Annotated in this window: 19 protein-coding genes; 6 read left to right on the forward strand and 13 right to left on the reverse strand. The window is 44.8% G+C overall.

Annotated elements, in window-relative coordinates:
- Nucleotides 1–342 precede the first annotated feature (342 nt).
- Nucleotides 343–1,023, reverse strand: coding sequence for a uracil-DNA glycosylase (locus D0466_RS14470; RefSeq protein WP_117323276.1), 681 nt, complete (start codon nucleotides 1,021–1,023; stop codon nucleotides 343–345).
- 222 nt (nucleotides 1,024–1,245) lie between these two features.
- Between D0466_RS14470 and D0466_RS14475 the strand changes: the two genes are divergently transcribed.
- Together D0466_RS14475 and D0466_RS14480 are read left to right on the forward strand one after the other, a co-directional pair.
- Nucleotides 1,246–2,691 carry a phospholipase D family protein gene (locus tag D0466_RS14475; protein WP_117323277.1) on the forward strand — a complete coding sequence of 482 codons (1,446 nt, stop codon included), beginning with the start codon at nucleotides 1,246–1,248 and terminating at the stop codon, nucleotides 2,689–2,691.
- Between the two features lie 138 nt (nucleotides 2,692–2,829).
- Entirely contained in the window at nucleotides 2,830–3,165 is a 336-nt protein-coding gene (locus tag D0466_RS14480) for a general stress protein (protein ID WP_117323278.1), read from the forward strand.
- A 269-nt stretch (nucleotides 3,166–3,434) separates the two neighbouring features.
- Here the strand turns inward: D0466_RS14480 and D0466_RS14485 are convergent, their stop codons facing one another.
- The 4 genes from D0466_RS14485 to mobA form a co-directional block, all read right to left on the reverse strand.
- Nucleotides 3,435–4,454, reverse strand: coding sequence for a MoeB/ThiF family adenylyltransferase (locus tag D0466_RS14485; protein ID WP_117323279.1), 1,020 nt, complete (start codon nucleotides 4,452–4,454; stop codon nucleotides 3,435–3,437).
- A 28-nt stretch (nucleotides 4,455–4,482) separates the two neighbouring features.
- Entirely contained in the window at nucleotides 4,483–4,716 is a 234-nt protein-coding gene (moaD, locus tag D0466_RS14490; RefSeq protein ID WP_117323280.1) for a molybdopterin converting factor subunit 1, read from the reverse strand.
- Complete coding sequence (locus tag D0466_RS14495; RefSeq protein WP_117323281.1) at nucleotides 4,709–5,173, reverse strand: molybdenum cofactor biosynthesis protein MoaE; 465 nt, start codon at nucleotides 5,171–5,173, stop codon at nucleotides 4,709–4,711. The genes moaD and D0466_RS14495 overlap by 8 nt, the downstream gene beginning before the upstream one ends.
- Before the next feature lie 84 nt (nucleotides 5,174–5,257).
- Nucleotides 5,258–5,872 carry a molybdenum cofactor guanylyltransferase gene (mobA, locus tag D0466_RS14500; protein ID WP_158555911.1) on the reverse strand — a complete coding sequence of 205 codons (615 nt, stop codon included), beginning with the start codon at nucleotides 5,870–5,872 and terminating at the stop codon, nucleotides 5,258–5,260.
- Nucleotides 5,873–6,104: 232 nt separating this feature from the next.
- On the opposite strand from mobA, the gene pdxK reads away from it, so the two are divergent.
- Nucleotides 6,105–6,947 (forward strand): pyridoxine/pyridoxal/pyridoxamine kinase, encoded by an 843-nt coding sequence (gene pdxK / locus D0466_RS14505; protein ID WP_199484565.1) that lies wholly within the window; start codon nucleotides 6,105–6,107, stop codon nucleotides 6,945–6,947.
- A 67-nt stretch (nucleotides 6,948–7,014) separates the two neighbouring features.
- Here the strand turns inward: pdxK and D0466_RS23345 are convergent, their stop codons facing one another.
- A complete protein-coding gene (locus tag D0466_RS23345) occupies nucleotides 7,015–7,143 on the reverse strand; it encodes a hypothetical protein (RefSeq protein WP_267897393.1) in 129 nt (42 codons plus the stop codon).
- Between the two features lie 117 nt (nucleotides 7,144–7,260).
- On the opposite strand from D0466_RS23345, the gene D0466_RS14510 reads away from it, so the two are divergent.
- Both D0466_RS14510 and bshB2 read left to right on the forward strand, forming a co-directional pair.
- Complete coding sequence (locus D0466_RS14510; RefSeq protein ID WP_117323283.1) at nucleotides 7,261–7,608, forward strand: YojF family protein; 348 nt, start codon at nucleotides 7,261–7,263, stop codon at nucleotides 7,606–7,608.
- Nucleotides 7,609–7,625: 17 nt separating this feature from the next.
- A complete protein-coding gene (bshB2, locus tag D0466_RS14515) occupies nucleotides 7,626–8,300 on the forward strand; it encodes a bacillithiol biosynthesis deacetylase BshB2 (RefSeq protein WP_117323284.1) in 675 nt (224 codons plus the stop codon).
- A gap of 425 nt (nucleotides 8,301–8,725) precedes the next feature.
- Here the strand turns inward: bshB2 and D0466_RS14520 are convergent, their stop codons facing one another.
- On the reverse strand, nucleotides 8,726–9,811 hold the full coding sequence (locus D0466_RS14520) for a PQQ-dependent sugar dehydrogenase (RefSeq protein ID WP_117323417.1): 1,086 nt from the start codon (nucleotides 9,809–9,811) through the stop codon (nucleotides 8,726–8,728).
- Between the two features lie 69 nt (nucleotides 9,812–9,880).
- A complete protein-coding gene (locus D0466_RS14525; protein ID WP_117323285.1) occupies nucleotides 9,881–10,753 on the reverse strand; it encodes a Cof-type HAD-IIB family hydrolase in 873 nt (290 codons plus the stop codon).
- A 275-nt stretch (nucleotides 10,754–11,028) separates the two neighbouring features.
- On the opposite strand from D0466_RS14525, the gene D0466_RS14530 reads away from it, so the two are divergent.
- The gene (locus D0466_RS14530; protein ID WP_117323286.1) at nucleotides 11,029–12,006 is read left to right on the forward strand and encodes an aldo/keto reductase; all 978 of its coding nucleotides are present in this window, start codon (nucleotides 11,029–11,031) and stop codon (nucleotides 12,004–12,006) included.
- 45 nt (nucleotides 12,007–12,051) lie between these two features.
- Here the strand turns inward: D0466_RS14530 and D0466_RS14535 are convergent, their stop codons facing one another.
- The 5 genes from D0466_RS14535 to D0466_RS14555 form a co-directional block, all read right to left on the reverse strand.
- Nucleotides 12,052–13,155 (reverse strand): PRK06851 family protein, encoded by a 1,104-nt coding sequence (locus tag D0466_RS14535; RefSeq protein ID WP_117323287.1) that lies wholly within the window; start codon nucleotides 13,153–13,155, stop codon nucleotides 12,052–12,054.
- Between the two features lie 147 nt (nucleotides 13,156–13,302).
- Entirely contained in the window at nucleotides 13,303–13,782 is a 480-nt protein-coding gene (gene ybaK / locus D0466_RS14540) for a Cys-tRNA(Pro) deacylase (protein ID WP_117323288.1), read from the reverse strand.
- 65 nt (nucleotides 13,783–13,847) lie between these two features.
- Nucleotides 13,848–14,546 carry an ATP-binding protein gene (locus tag D0466_RS14545; protein WP_117323289.1) on the reverse strand — a complete coding sequence of 233 codons (699 nt, stop codon included), beginning with the start codon at nucleotides 14,544–14,546 and terminating at the stop codon, nucleotides 13,848–13,850.
- Complete coding sequence (locus D0466_RS14550) at nucleotides 14,543–15,037, reverse strand: ECF transporter S component (protein WP_117323290.1); 495 nt, start codon at nucleotides 15,035–15,037, stop codon at nucleotides 14,543–14,545. The genes D0466_RS14545 and D0466_RS14550 overlap by 4 nt, the downstream gene beginning before the upstream one ends.
- 3 nt (nucleotides 15,038–15,040) lie before the next feature.
- On the reverse strand, nucleotides 15,041–15,622 hold the full coding sequence (locus D0466_RS14555) for a cob(I)yrinic acid a,c-diamide adenosyltransferase (protein WP_117323291.1): 582 nt from the start codon (nucleotides 15,620–15,622) through the stop codon (nucleotides 15,041–15,043).
- Between the last annotated feature and the right edge of the window lie 4 nt (nucleotides 15,623–15,626).

The following is a 15,626-nucleotide window of genomic DNA, read 5'->3' on the forward strand; positions in this document are numbered from 1 at the left end:
TTTTACTAGCTTATCAAAAAAATGCCTGTGAAACAAAATGCAGCTAAAAGAAGTTTATATCGATGGTAAAAAACGAATCAGATGCCTCACGGTTTTCGTAAAGCCTTTTCCTCATACTTCATGCATTGCTGTCCGGATGAACGGTACACGTCCTGTGAAGGGAGAATGGCTGTTTTAAAATTGAACGCCTTGCAGCCCTTAGGAAAATTTTTATCCCAGGTAACGAAAAAGTATTTACACTTCATGCAATTTATTTTCTTTTCCACCTTGATGATCCCCGCTCATTTCATAATATGTCATTCTTAATTGTTTCATGTGGAACATTGTCGATGTTTTGGAATCTTAAATATCGGAAATCTGCCAATCGATCTCCTTTTCTCCCCAAGCCTTCAAGCAAGAATTTATTTGTGAAAAAGGCCTGCTCCCAAAGAAGCCCCTCCGCGCCGAAAGAGGGCTGGGATGGACAGAGGCAATGATATGGTGCCGACTTGTATCTATCAATGGAATTTTATTTTGTGCAGGCTTTCCCCACAATACAAACACCATCGGCTTCTCCCTTTCACTTAAACGAGTGATGATTTTATCCGTAAATGTTTCCCACCCTTTTCCGCGGTGTGAATTGGCTTCCCCCGCACGCACTGTCAATACCGTATTAAGCAGCAGCACTCCCTGCTCGGCCCATTCCACTAAAAAACCATTATTCGGCAATCTATATCCAAGGTCGTCATGAAGTTCTTTGAATATATTTTTCAATGATGGCGGCAAAACTACGCCAGGTTTAACGGAAAAGCTCAGGCCATGTGCCTGGTTTGACCCGTGATACGGATCTTGTCCCAATATCACGGCCTTCACCTTGCCATAAGGTGTATAGTGCAGTGCATTAAAGATATCATCGGAAGCCGGATAGATTGTATGCTTGCTGTACTCTTCTTTCAGGAAGCCGCGAAGCTCTTTATAATATTCCTTTGAAAATTCATCAGCCAGCAATGGCTTCCAGTCATTATTCAAAATCTCCCTGTCCATGATACAGTCCTCCTCCCAATTGTGCTCTGTACACAATTATACGAAAAATACACTTTATCTGATATTGGTTTATACCTCTCCTCTCTTCCCTTTACACAAATTTTATCTAAAAAGGATAAGTGTGCCTCCACTTGAAAATGATTGCTGGCTTGCAAGGTTTCTTGCTCCCGCAATTTTGGATATATAAAAAGGGAAGGCCCATTCCAGTTTAGGAGGTTTACGATGAAAAAAGATAACAAGAAATGGAATGCAAGAAAACTCATATATATAACGGCCCTGCTTTTCATAATAGTCTCGCTCGTAATTGTCTATAACCAATATAAACCGTTGCCTGGGGGTGTTTCTTATGAAGGAAAGGTGTATCGGGCCAACGATATCCAATTCTTATATGACCTTTCCTATAAAGATGAAAAAGGGAAGATGGTGCATGAACGGAAGATCTTTAACCAGATTTACAAAGCAATAGAGGAGGCAGAACAATTTGTAGTCGTCGATATGTTTCTTTTTAATGGCTACTATGATGAAAAAAGACGGTACCCGCATATCAGTGAAACCTTGACCAATAAACTAATAGCCCGGAAGAAAAAGGATCCGGACATACAAGTCATTTTTATCACAGATGAAATCAATACGTCATACAACTCGTATAAGTCTAAGGAAATCGAAAAACTAAAGAAACACGGAATCCAAGTCGTTATCACGGACCTGGACCGGCTTCGTGATTCCAATCCGTTGTACTCAGGTTTGTACCGCACGTTTTTCCAATGGTTTGGTGAAGGCGGCTATGGCTGGATCCGCAACCCTATGGCGGAAAATGCACCAAAAGTTACCCTTCGATCCTATCTGCGCCTTTTCAATGTGAAAGCAAATCATCGAAAAGTCCTGGCCACTGAGAAAACAGCACTCATATCATCAGCCAATCCCCACGATGCGAGCGGTTATCACTCCAATATCGCCTTTCAGACGGATGGCAATTTTATTGGAGATTTAGTGGAGGCTGAAGAGGCTGTCGGCAAATTTTCCAAAGGGCCGGACAAGTTTCCGGGATATAAAGAAAAAGCTGAACCAAAAGGACCTGTAACAGTCCAGCTCGTGACCGAAGGCAAGATATATAAACATATCCTAAAAACCATCCGTGAGACAAAAACAGGAGATCACATCTGGCTTGGCATGTTTTATATTGCAGACCGCACAGTCGTGGAGGAGCTAACGCGGGCTGCCCGGCGCGGAGTGAAAATCAACATGGTGCTCGACCCAAACCAAAACGCATTTGGAGCGGACAAAATAGGGCTTCCGAATTTGCCTGTTGCTGCCGAGCTACAGGAATTGGGCGAAGAAAACATAGAAATCCGCTGGTACAAAACCGAAAAAGAACAATTCCATACAAAACTGATGCTCGTTCAAAAACCCGAAAAGAGCATTATCATAGGCGGCTCGGCCAATTATACGGAGCGTAATCTGGACGATTATAACCTCGAAGCTAACATTGAAATCCATGCTCCCCGCACCACAAAGATTTCCAAGGACGTAGAAGCTTATTTTACCCGCATTTGGACGAACAAGGATGGAACATTTACGGCTGATTACCAAGAATACCAGGACAAGCTTCCCGCCATGAAATATGCACTGTACCGTTTACAAAAAACCTTCCGGTTTACAACCTATTAACGAGTGTCATACCAATGATTTACAGGCACGGTAAAAAAAATGATGTTTTACTGCCGTTGATACAGGTTAAATAACAAATATAGCTGTCCCATCATCCCAACAACTTGAGTGAACCAATTATTTTAAGGAGGAATCAGTATGTATCAAGTTCATGTAGTTCAAAATGGAGTTCAAGCCAAGGAGAAAATCGATCATTTAATGTCATCCGGGTTTGACCAAAATGATATTTATTTATTTGCCCATGACAAAGACCGCTCAGAGCATCTGACAGAAAATACTGATACAGGAGAAGTTGGATTGAAGGAACAAGGGTTGCTCGATGCAATGGGAAATATGTTTAAATCCCGCGGTGATGAACTCCGTTCAAAAATGAGTTCCCTGGGATTGACTGACTCAGAAGCCGAACAATATGAAAAGGAACTGGATAATGGAAAAGTCGTGCTGGTGGCAAGCAATGAAACAAAAGTAAATTAAACTTTACATTGTCCTTACTGGACCATTATATGAGTAATATGCGTTATGCATTTTAGCATCCTGTTTAACAAACATAGCAAAAGAGGCTGTCCCCATAAGGGGTCTGACCCACAGAGACAACTATATTTAGAACTTGATTAAGGTTCAGTTCTAGATATAGTGTCGTGGGACCTGACCCCTTTGCTTGGGACAGCCTCTCTTTTTACAATCGCCGCCGGTGGCATTTACATAGCTCGAGCTGCGGTTTATGTGATGTAATTCCCTTCATTTCAGCCTAAAATCCGCTGGTACATTGCTTTGGCGTGGGACATATCCTTCGTACCATGAATGAGTGCACGCCCATCCTGGAAAATGACCATCCTCTCGCCTTCTTTCTCAACGGATAAAAGAAAGGGATTCGATTTCACGACATAGCCGCTTCCGTTAAGGTCATTCCCCAGTTTATCCAACTGCAGCCTCCTGGGCTTAGGCGGCCGTACCTGGACAGTATCCCTTCCGCACAGAACGGTTGTTTTCGTTGCATTTTCCGGTGTCAAAAACGGGTACGTCGGGGCATCGCCGCAGGATAGGCAGTCTGGTTTCTTTGCTTTTCCCACTTTCATGCTCTGGTATTGGTTCCTCCAAAGATCGAATGTCGTGAATCCCTGGCGAACGGCATCAAAATCCTCGACCAGGATTTTTAAGGCCTCAGCTGCTTGATGGGCAACGACCACCTGCACTGCCGGGGAAATGATCCCGCCCGTATCGCAGGTCATCCCCTGGATCGGGATGGATCTTAGCAGGCAATTCAGGCAGGGAGTCACTCCCGGAATGATGGTAAAGGTCATTCCGACACTGCCGACGCAAGCCCCATAAATCCATGGAATCCTGTGCTTTTGCGATAGGTCATTAATGACCATCCTCGTCTCGAAATTGTCTGTCGCGTCAATAATCAAGGAAACCCCTTCCAAAAGCGGCTCAAGCGACTGGGCTGTGCCGTCCATGATTAGTGCTTCGATTTCCACTTCCCTGTTGATATCGTTGCAATGCATTTTGGCGGCTTCAGCTTTCGGAAGCTTATCACGGACGTCTTTTTCCGTATATAATTGCTGCCGCTGCAAATTGCTTTCTTCCACATAATCGCGATCCACAACCGTAAGCTTCCCGATTCCTGCTCTCGTCAAAAATTCCGCATTGGCAGAGCCAAGTGCACCAGCACCTATTAACAGGACATGCTTGCTGCGGATTTTTTCTTGTCCGCGGTCGCCAATAGGATGAAACAGGGTTTGCCGCGAATAACGTTCATTCATGATCATCTCTCCAATCCGATTGCTATGGTCACCCACCGCTGACAGGCGGAATAAACGCAACCGTATCTCCTTCTGAGACAATTGTTTCGTCATTGGCAAATTCTTCATTCACGGCCGTCATGACGGAATCCAATGTCGCTATTCCTAAGTCAGCCGCAATCTTATCTTTCACCTGAGCAACGGTGAATCCGTTCCCTTCTATTGAGATCTCTTCTTGGCCTGCTTCATCCTTCAAGTGTGCAAAAAAGAGTACTTTAACCATTTAAATCCTCCTCTTCAGGCTTTCCGGTTGGATAGCCCACCGTTTCGAGCTGATTGCCTATCCACTTTTCCCCGTCTTCCCAATGCTCCTTCTTCCAAATTGGCACGATTTCCTTGATTCTTTCAATAGCATAGCGATTGGCTTCATACGCATCATTTCGATGCGGCGTACTAACCGCGATGACCACTGCGACATCGGTGATACCCAGCTTGCCGACTCTATGGGTAATGGCAATTTTTGTGTCCGGCCAGCGTTCTTCTATTTCTTTGCCGATTTGTTCAAGCTTTTTTACGGCCATCGACTCATAAGCTTCATATATAAGGAAAAGCGTCTTTTTTCCTTTCGTAAATTCCCTCACAGTGCCGATAAATGTCGTAATGGCACCTGCTTCCCTCGCCACAACCTTATCGATAACAGCCTGGACTTGGATGGGATCCTTTGATAGTTCAAAATTCATGGTTTCACCCTTTCTGGGGGACAGTCCCCCGCTACGGTAACGCTTTAAACCAACGGGGGACTGACCCCCACAATACATATCCTATCATATTTGAGGATTGAAATGAGATTCGATCTTCTTGGCCTCTTCGTATTCTTGGGGATTATTCATGTTATAGAATAGATAAGAAAAGAGCTTGTGATTTTTCGTATATAACTGAAATTCTGTATGCTTCATTATTTTAGCGTTCAATTTTTCGAGAAAATGGACCATTTTCAGCTCTCTTGCTTCCAAACAGCTTGTCAGAATCGGTAAACATGTTTTTCGATAAATGGCAAAAAGAGGATGGAGCTGTCCGTCTATTTCGGGAACGAGTGCATCATAATTTTCCAGATTGCCTAGCATTTCTTCCATTACTGCCGCTTTAATAAATGGCATATCACACGCAGAAACGAAGACAGTATCCGTTTTGGAAGCAGTAAGTCCGGCATGCAGCCCTCCAAGCGGGCCCATTCCGTGATATTGGTCCGGTACCATCGGGAGTCCCAAAAATGAATATTCATCAGGTGAGTTTGAAATTAACAGCACATGTCCGGCAATCTTATTTAACTCTGTGGCTATGTTTTCAATGCTCGCTTTTTGAAACATCGGCAGCATGGCTTTATTCGTGCCCATCCTGCTGGATTTCCCTCCTGCGAGAAGCAAAGCCGTTACATCCATTCCAGTCACCTTCTCTATTTTTATTATACACTGGTTTTCACATTGTTTTTTTACTGTACACATTACCATTCTTCTTCGCAAGAAAACCCTATTAATTTATCGTTAAACACCTTATCTGGCCGCAATCTGTTCGGTTTTACATCAAAAGGATAGTGTTATATGATTAATACGGTTCAATTTAGTGAAAATAATAAATAGTCAAAAAATTCTTTTTTCCTTAGGAGGTTATTCTATGATAATGAAAAAAGCATTGAGTCTTGCCGGATCTGACTCCAGCGGCGGAGCAGGCATTCAAGCTGACCTTAAAACCTTCCAGGAGCTTGGCGTATACGGAATGACGGCGCTGACGACCATTGTGTCAATGGATCCAAAAGACGGCTGGTCCCACCATGTATACCCCCAATCCATTGATACAGTAAAAGCCCAATTGGAAACCATTCTTTCTGTCGGCATCGATGCCATGAAGACTGGCATGCTTGGTTCCGTTGAGATCATTGAACTTGCAGCCAGAAAAATTGACGAACTCGGTCTCCAGAATGTCGTGATCGATCCGGTAATGGTTTGTAAAGGTGAGGACGAGGTTCTGCATCCTGAAACTGCTGTTGCCCTTCGCGATGTTCTTGTTCCCCGCGCTGCCGTTGTGACACCGAATCTCTTTGAGGCGTGGCAGCTGTCGGGAATCGGCCCGATCCGCAATGTTGAAGATATGAAAGAAGCCGCTGTAAAGATTCATGAATCCGGTGCAAAATATGTCTTGGTCAAAGGCGGAAGCAAGCTTGAGCATGATCAGGCAATCGACCTTTTATATGATGGGGAAACGTTTGAGATTCTTGAATCAGAACGGATTGAAACCACCTATACACATGGCGCGGGCTGCACATATTCCGCAGCAATCACGGCGGAATTGGCTAAGGGCAAGCCTGTCCGTGAAGCCATTTATACAGCAAAGGATTTCATCACAGAAGCGATCCGCCATTCCTGGAAATTGAATGAATATGTTGGCCCGACCATGCACGGGGCATACCGAAAGTTCGGGGCAGGCAGGCTGGAAGCTGCTGAACAAACATCCAAATAAACATTAGTTGCGTGTCGAATGGCCAGCCTTTGTAAAGATAAAGCCGTAGGCATGGTCTGTAATCGAGCTATCTAACTAAAAGCTGACCTTCAAATAGAATTGCAGTACCCGGAATTTGGGCATCTTTATAAGGCAGGCCATTTGCCCAAACCGACCGGGATCCCGCATTCTGTTTTTGAAGGCAGCTTTTTTTCATGTGCATGTCCCGCCAACGAAATGCTGGATTCCAATCCAACTCTTCGCTTTTTGGCTGGCTTTTTAGTAAGATATTATATAGATTGTGTGATCGTCCGTTTGAGAGGAGGAAGTTTTGATGAAACCAATTGACCGTGTTGAGGTCCAGCAGAAAATTGATGCGCTTGCCGGAAGTGATGTGTATTTGCATTTGGAAACGACAAATGGTGCTTATGCCACCCACAATGATGAATCGTTCTTCTCAGCAGGTGCGTATATCCGAAATGCCATGATCCGTTATGAACATGGCAAGATCGTTGGTGACGGCCCCTACCGAGCCGGCTTGAAGCTTGAAATCGGCTGGGTGTATGGAGAAGGCCTGACCCACTTTGAAATAGATGACCAAGGCAGACTATTGATGGCTGGATTGGATTTTAACGGAAAACTCGCGGTGGCCATGCAAATCAGCGCGAGCCCTTTTGAATAGGAAGGAGCAAAGCCGGTATGGAAAAAGAACGTCATGTATTAGTGATTTTCCCTCATCCCGATGATGAGGCTTTTGGAGTTTCAGGTACGATTGCATCCTATGTAGAAAACGGGACACCCGTAACCTATGCTTGTTTGACACTGGGCGAAATGGGCCGGAATTTAGGAAACCCACCGTTTGCAACCAGGGAATCCCTGCCGAAAATACGCAGGCAAGAGCTGGTAGATGCAGCCAACATTATGGGCATACAGGATTTAAGAATGCTCGGATTTCGTGATAAAACCGTGGAATTTGAAGACGACGAAGAGCTGACAAAGAAGATGTCGTCTTTTATTGAAGAGTTAAATCCTTCTCTTATCATCACGTTCTACCCAGGCTATAGCGTTCACCCTGACCATGAAGCGACAGGCAGGGCAGTAGTCCGTGCTGTCGGGCGAATCGCCCCGGATGCCCGCCCTAAGTTGCATTGTGTTGCGTTTTCCAATAACAGCCTCGAAGAGCTGGGCGAGCCGGACATTATCAATGATATATCGGCAGTAAAGGATAAAAAAATTGCAACGATAAGGGCGCATCGATCACAAACGGAATCGATGATGGCTTCCTGGTCGGAAAATGCGCAAAACACGGATCCAGCCATCCTGCGTTGGATTGAAAAGGAGCGCTTCTGGTCTTATAAATGGCCAAAGCAATAATTCTACTCGCCTATTGGCGAGTTTTCTTTTTTTCCAAAAAACACCTTGCAATTTCAAGGTGAACGTCATGTTTGTTTCTTATCCATAATCCTAGCACACCTTAAATCAATCCAATCCAGAGATAATTCGGCCGAATTGTGCCGATAATTCAACCGAACTAAATTGTGACCCAGATGGGATTTGATCATTCAACCCAAGCAAATCATTATTCAACCAAATATCAAAATAATCAGCCACACCTACCGGAAATCCAGCCGGACTCGAAGGTATTCAAGCCGACATCCATGTAACCCAACCCAAAAAGTATAAAAAAATCCGCCTGCGGGAAGCAAGCGGATAAAAGGGGGATTACTATGGAAAAATCATCATGGTTATAGTATGGCCCGTAACTTTTTTTATATACATCTTTTTAAAAATATTTTTTATTATTGTGCAGGCAGCGGAAGCCTGTAAAGTTTATCATCGTCTTGATCCGGGTTTCCCCGGCCGTCGGTGTTGTTGCTGACAAAATACAGATAGCCCCCATCAATCAGGACATCCCTTATTCTGCCTGCACCGGTAAACACATCAAATTCTTCTCTTTTACCCAGATCAAACCCTTTGACCGCTTCCCCTCTAAGGGCTGCCGCATAAATGATTCCCTTCTCGAAAGCAATCCCCGATGGCGCCCATGTATTGGTTCCGGAGTGGAACAATGGTCTTTCCATTCCGTTCTTCTTTTCATCACCAATGATCAAAGGCCAGCCATAATTATGTCCGGTGATGATTTTATTGAGTTCATCATGGCCTGAGGGTCCATGTTCACTGCTGTATAATTGCCCCTTTTCATCCCATGCAAGTCCTTGAGGATTGCGGTGGCCAAGGGAATACACATAAGAGTTGGGGAATGGATTATCCCCGGGAATACTGCCGTCCAGGTTCAGCCGCAGTATTTTTCCGCCCAATGAGCTTTTGTCCTGGGCGATTTCGTCTTGATGGGCATCCCCGGCTGTGGCATATAATTTGCCGTCAGGCCCGATCTTTAGCCTTCCTCCATGATGGTATTGGCCGCTCGGGATTCCATCGAGCAGGACCTTTTCCTCTGTCCATTGATCATCCTTATACCCGAGAAGCACAATCCTGTTCAGTGACTCGCCGTTTTCATCGTATGTATAGTAAGCAAAGGCTTGATTTGTTGTTTTAAAATCCCGAGCCAAAACAAATCCAAGCAAGCCTGCCTCCGGGTTTGCCGAGAGTTTTTTCTTCAGGTTCACTTTTTCCCTTGCCATCTTGCCTTTGTCCCATTTTACAATGTTCCCGGTCCTTTCAGACAAATAAATGGTTTCCCCGGTTTTTTGAATCGACCATGAAACTTTCAGCTTGGTCAACAGTACCTCTGCCTGTTCCTGCTTAGCGGGTTGACCAGATGTTTCAGCTGGCTGGGGACTGGTTTTCTCCTGATCCTTGTTTATATTTACGGAACATCCGCTGGCGATGATCATAGCAAATGACAGAATCAAATATCGCTTGATCACAAAAACTCACTCCCTTTTAGGTGGAAGCGGTATGTGGCTAGATCTTATAGAAGTTGAACAGCCGCCTCATTTTTTCAGATTTTCATTCAGCGCTTCAATGATGGCCTTGGCCACGCCATTTTCATCGTTCGTATCCGTGATGAAATCGCATATTCCCTTAATTTCTGAAGGTGCATTGCCCATCGCGACCGACCGTCCTACACGTTCAAGCATCGAAACATCATTGAAATTGTCCCCCATCGCCATCGTCTCGCTTAATGAGCCGCCTCTGGCTTGTACGTACTTTTCGAGAGCAATTCCTTTTTGTGCATCCTGGCTTGTCACTTCAAGGTTTTCACGGGCCGAAGCACTAACGGCAAGCGGAGTGTTCTCCTTTAAGAAACTTGCGATTTGGCCGAGTTTATCATATTGATTGCTAAAAACCAAAAACTTATAAAATTCGAGTTCCGCCTTGGCAAAAAGCGCGTCATAGTTATCTATTGATTTAATATTGCTGACTTTGATCCGCTCCTTAGCTTGCTCGGTCACTTTCAGAGGGTCCAAGTCAGGATTTGCCGTCAAGAGAATATCAATGATAGATGCCAGGGATTTAGCATAATTTTTTGTGTAAGTACCATCGTTTGTATAAATTTCAAAATAAATGTCTGTTTCTTCTAAATACTTTATGACTGATTTTACCGTTTCAGATGCTATTGGATTCGATGTGGCAACTGCTCCGTCTGTTGTATATACCACTGCACCGTTGACACAAATCACCGGGCATTCTATTGCAGCTTCATCCAGGGCGAACCGCGCCTCCTGATACGACCTGCCGGTGGCAATGATTACTTCCACCCCTTCAGACTGGGCGCGTGCAATTGCCTCCTTATTTTCCTGGCTTACCTTTTGGTCTTTGTTTAACAATGTCCCATCCATATCACTCGCAATAAATTTAACCAACCATAGCACCTCTTATTTCTTCGTTTCCAGTTCCATAAGAAAACAATAGTTCTGTACTTACATATTTTAACCTAACCGGATATAAGGCTAAACCTGCCATTCCTGGATCCCTTCTATAGAAAAATGAACACAGCCTTGGCATTCAGGCAGCCATAAATATTATTTTAGTATTATACTCGTGAAAAAAACAATTTTTTGGCACTTTGGTATAATACCTTTGATAAAGCAAAAATTGTAGTAATCGCATTAAAAAATAACGGAAGAGGGTATAAGCTATGCGTATAATGCCTTTAGAAAAACGGGATATCACTTCCAGCCGGTTAGTATTGGGCTGCATGGGATTTGGAGGAAATTGGGATAAGAGCCCGGTAACCAAAGAACAGGTATTAGCTGCTGAACAAGCAATAGAGGCGGCCCTTGCTTCAGGAATCACCATGTTTGACCATGCCGATATATACAAAAGAGGAAAAGCCGAAGAAGTCTTTGGCACCATAGTAAAAGACCGTCCAAGCTTGAGGGAGAATATGGTCATCCAGAGTAAATGTGGAATTCGTTTTGCTGATGAACATGGACCGGGCAGATATGATTTTTCAAAAGAACATATCTTGCACTCTGTTGATGGAATTTTACAAAGGTTGGCTACGGATTACTTGGATATTCTTTTATTGCACCGCCCAGACCCTTTGATGGATCCTGAGGAAGTTGCGGAAGCCTTTGATGTGCTGGTCCGTTCAGGAAAAGTAAGGCAGTTTGGCGTTTCAAATATGGATAAGGGGCAAATTACGCTTTTGCAAGCATATAGTGATGTTCCCATTATTGTGAATCAGCTGGAAATGAGCCTCCACAAGCTTGATTGGGTTGATCAAGGCGTATTAGTCAATCAACCGGCAGGAAATGCCAGTCATTTTGCAGATGGATTACTGGAGTATAGCATGATAAACGATATACAAATTCAGGCATGGTCGCCTTTGGCCAAAGGGATCTTTACAGGACAAGAGCTTGATCATGCTACAGAGGCTGAAGTGAAAACAAAAGAGTTAGTAGAAAATATGGCCTGCGAAAAAGAAACCACGAAAGAAGCAATCGTGCTAGGCTGGTTAATGCGCCACCCGGCAAAGATACAGCCGGTGATCGGTACGACAAATGCGGAACGGATTAAGAACTGCGAGGATGCCATTCGCCAGTCCGAACTGATGACCAGGGAAGAGTGGTATTCCCTTTATGTAAGTTCACGAGGAAATAAATTACCATAATGAAAGAAGAGCCGGCCAACTGTATAACAGGTTGCCGGCCTACTCTTACTTCGAAGAAACTCCTGCCAATTGTTCAATGACTGCCATGATTTCTGCCTGAATTTGTTCGACTTTTTCAAAATCCATTGCTTTGATGTAGATGGCCTCAAGCTCGTCATGCAAGCTTTTAGCCTGGGCCAGGTGTGATGTAGCCTCATTCATTTTCATTCTGTATCTGCTGGAAATATCTTTTATTTCCAAAGCATATTTCTCATCCGTACCAGGTGTAATGGCTGCTTTATACATATCAATGATTTCATCGCCTTCACGGCTTGGGAAATATTCATGAGGGGCTGTGCTGTCAAAGATGGCCAGGCCAATCTCCCGGACAATCACCATGTCGAGGCTGTTCGGGTCGAAACCACAGTGATAGATTTCCACATCAAAGCCCCGTTGTTCAGCAGCAGCGGCCAATTTTTTTAACATCGTCGATTTTCCAGACCCCGGCCGCCCCTTAATAAAATAGCGTTTCGCTAAATCCTCGGTAAGATTTGGAACGAAATCTACAGCCCCATTTGGTGTGGCTGCACCAAGGAAACGATGATGTATATTGGCGGTTTTATTAAGGAACATATCGCCAAAAAATGCTTCCTTTAACTTTTCAGTCAGCTGGTTCACTTTATTGAAATCCATGTTTTCGATATAAATCTTTTCCCATTCATCATGAATCACAAGTGCTTCCGCAAATGTAGAGTAGGCTGTTTGAAAGGCACTGCTGATTTCTTTCGTAAGTTTGACTATAGCTTCTTTTTCCCCTGCCAGAACACCTGAGTCCCACGCCTCTCCTAAGTTTACATACTCTTCAATAGCGCCCGGTGCTTTTGGTTCAATGACATGGGGTGCCGTGCCATCGACAATACCGATTTTAAACTTCGGGATAATCACCCCGTCTATGGATTGATTATCAGATGAACAATGAAGCAATTCAATGTCAAAGCCCTTGTCTGCCCACTCCTGGGCGACCTTTTTCATTAGAGTCGATTTTCCTGTACCAGGACCGCCTTTTAAGATAAACAATTTATCAAGTCCCTGAAGATTCGATTCATATAAGCTATGGAAACCGTGCGCAGTATTTCCGCCTGCATAATAATTTTTGATTTTCCCCTTCAAGTTGCCCACACTCCCTTTGCATGGTAAGTATCCCTTCATCGAATAATGTATGCTGATGCCCCTTTATGGGTGAATGCCTAATGGAATAATACTCCGGTAGACTGCTTGTAATATCCAAAAAAAAGAGCCTTTCAAGGAGGCCCAAAATCATTTCGTTATCTCTAAAACAACCGCTTCAGTTGCTACTATCAACGCGTCCAGTTTCAACTCTATCTGAATGCCAATCTTGCCGCCGCTGACAATAATTGTATCGGCCGTCCTGGCACTGTGATCTATGAAGGTGGGATATAGTTTTTTCATCCCTATCGGCGAACAACCGCCGCGAATATAGCCTGTCCATTTTTGCAGGTCCTTGACTGGCAGCATTTCCACCTTTTTCTCACCTGCTGCTTTTGCGGCTTTTTTTAAATCAAGCTCCGCTTCCACAGGTATGACGAAAACATAGACGCTTGCAGCCTGTGTTCCGTGCGCCACCAGCGTTTTAAAAACCGTTTCCGGTGCTCTGCCGATTTTCGCTGCCACCGAAGCCCCATCAATTTTCCCATCTTTATTATCATAGCTCATCATGCTGTATTCAATTTTCCTTGCATCAAGAATCCTCATCGCATTTGTTTTTCCGGCTGCCATGGCTATTAATCCTCCAGCGGTTTTGTTCCATTTTACCATATCGGTCGAATGGAAAAGCCGGTTCCTTACCAATATACCCCGTGAAATAAGGGCCCGGTCAATTCTTGGATCATCACTTCCTTAGCTGCCGGATAAGAGATGATAAAACATGTCGACGGGCCGGAAGATTTGTGGACATCTAAATCTGCCGCGAAGCATTTTGATTTGATGCCTGGAACCAATTGCCCGAGTTCATAGGCAATCCCTTTTGAACCAACTGGAAGGACCGTGATTCCGCCTAGTTCGCATAGCCGTTTGTACACGGAAAGGGGAGCGATTGATTCCGGTTGTTCACCTACCTCCTGGCCAACCAGAGGTTTTCCGATCACCGCAAACTTCATTCCTTCAGGATTGATCTGTCGAAATTCAGGCATTTGGCTGCTGACCCCTATTACATTCAATCCCAGGGCGGATTGGAGGAGATCCATGTTGCTTTCCGTACTTCCTGAAACAGGGAGATCCATTTTCAATTCCTTTAACCCTTGCTGTACGCCTTGGATTAATCCGGTCCATGCCTCTTCCCCGGAAAAGTTCTGCAGGACGACAGAAACCGGCACAGCACCCGTCGCCATACATTCCATTATCGCGACACGAAATGCATAATAGCCGACAACATCATAGGGAACTTTCACTGCATCATGTTCCTTCAAGCCGAATCCGCCGCTATTGTCACTGGCAACCACGAGATACTGATTGTTGAGTGGAATAATCAACGGGTCTCTCATCGATTTACCTGCTTATAGGGAAAATACTTTGCCATAATTGGAGAAAGCCTTGGCGTCAGCATAAAAGCCAACACTACATTAATGAGCGTACCCGCTAGAATAGCCGGGAGCAAGGCCATATAAAATTCCAGGCTGATTAACACGGCAAACGGGAGGGGTGCAATTACCGCGTTTCCTGCAAAGAAAAATAAGGATGCCCCCAATCGGTTGCCCGCCACATAAAGTTTGCCATATCCCCAGGCTAACACTGCCATTTCAAACAGGATTAAGAAATGAAAAGATCCAAGCGGCATTCCCCCAATCATGGCTGAAATGATATGACCCGTTCCGGCTATAGTTGCACCAGCCACCGGGCCCAATAACACCGCCCCAAGCAGCGCAGGAAAGCTGTCCAATGCAATACTGCCCACGATTGCCGGGATTTTAATACATGCTCCTACTGCCGAAAGAGCGATGAACAGCGCACTCCAGCTGAGCCTTACTACAGACATGCCTTAATCCCCTTTTCTCTTTCCATCTCGAAATACTTTCGCGCTTCTCACATATTCAACATCCTTGACGCCCAGCCGGAAATTGACCACCCGCGCCAATGCAAAGAAATAATCGGATAACCGGTTCAAATATTGAAGGGCTACAGGCGAAACGGTTTCATCCGCTTTCATAAGTGACACTGCCAAACGTTCTGCCCGCCGTGTTACAGTGCGCGCAATGTGGATGGAGGCTGCCGGTTTCGTCCCTCCCGGCAAAATAAACCTTTCGAGCTCAGGCGCCTCCTCTATAAAAGCATCTATCCGGCTTTCCAATTGAGAGACGGCATCTTCAGCCAGCTTAAGAGGGCGCTTTTCAGAAACGGAAGCGAGGTCGCCTCCACAATCGAACAGTTCATGCTGGATGCGTTCCAAATCTTCCAATACATCCTCAAACAAAGTTGAATCAAGCTCAAGCATGGCCTGGCCGACAAAGCAATTGATTTCATCAACGGTTCCATAGGCCTCGACCCGGACGTCATCCTTATCGACCCTGCCCCCGATAATGCTGGTTTTTCCTTTATCCCCTGTACGCGTATAAATTCTCATTCCA

Origin of the sequence: Peribacillus glennii (genome assembly GCF_003429105.1) — a bacterium.
Taxonomy (GTDB): domain Bacteria; phylum Bacillota; class Bacilli; order Bacillales; family DSM-1321; genus Peribacillus; species Peribacillus glennii.

Excerpts from the sequence above, each read along its gene's own strand:
- D0466_RS23345 (WP_267897393.1), bottom strand. The coding sequence starts at position 7,143 with ATGAAAAAAAGCTGCCTTCAAAAACAGAATGCGGGATCCCGGTCGGTT.
- D0466_RS14485 (WP_117323279.1), bottom strand. The coding sequence starts at position 4,454 with ATGAATGAACGTTATTCGCGGCAAACCCTGTTTCATCCTATTGGCGAC.
- D0466_RS14470 (WP_117323276.1), bottom strand. The coding sequence starts at position 1,023 with ATGGACAGGGAGATTTTGAATAATGACTGGAAGCCATTGCTGGCTGAT.
- D0466_RS14530 (WP_117323286.1), top strand. The coding sequence starts at position 11,029 with ATGCGTATAATGCCTTTAGAAAAACGGGATATCACTTCCAGCCGGTTA.
- D0466_RS14555 (WP_117323291.1), bottom strand. The coding sequence starts at position 15,622 with ATGAGAATTTATACGCGTACAGGGGATAAAGGAAAAACCAGCATTATC.
- ybaK (WP_117323288.1), bottom strand. The coding sequence starts at position 13,782 with ATGGCAGCCGGAAAAACAAATGCGATGAGGATTCTTGATGCAAGGAAA.
- D0466_RS14480 (WP_117323278.1), top strand. The coding sequence starts at position 2,830 with ATGTATCAAGTTCATGTAGTTCAAAATGGAGTTCAAGCCAAGGAGAAA.
- D0466_RS14510 (WP_117323283.1), top strand. The coding sequence starts at position 7,261 with ATGAAACCAATTGACCGTGTTGAGGTCCAGCAGAAAATTGATGCGCTT.
- D0466_RS14550 (WP_117323290.1), bottom strand. The coding sequence starts at position 15,037 with ATGTCTGTAGTAAGGCTCAGCTGGAGTGCGCTGTTCATCGCTCTTTCG.
- mobA (WP_158555911.1), bottom strand. The coding sequence starts at position 5,872 with ATGGATGTAACGGCTTTGCTTCTCGCAGGAGGGAAATCCAGCAGGATG.
- bshB2 (WP_117323284.1), top strand. The coding sequence starts at position 7,626 with ATGGAAAAAGAACGTCATGTATTAGTGATTTTCCCTCATCCCGATGAT.
- moaD (WP_117323280.1), bottom strand. The coding sequence starts at position 4,716 with ATGGTTAAAGTACTCTTTTTTGCACACTTGAAGGATGAAGCAGGCCAA.
- D0466_RS14495 (WP_117323281.1), bottom strand. The coding sequence starts at position 5,173 with ATGAATTTTGAACTATCAAAGGATCCCATCCAAGTCCAGGCTGTTATC.
- D0466_RS14545 (WP_117323289.1), bottom strand. The coding sequence starts at position 14,546 with ATGAGAGACCCGTTGATTATTCCACTCAACAATCAGTATCTCGTGGTT.
- D0466_RS14475 (WP_117323277.1), top strand. The coding sequence starts at position 1,246 with ATGAAAAAAGATAACAAGAAATGGAATGCAAGAAAACTCATATATATA.
- pdxK (WP_199484565.1), top strand. The coding sequence starts at position 6,105 with ATGATAATGAAAAAAGCATTGAGTCTTGCCGGATCTGACTCCAGCGGC.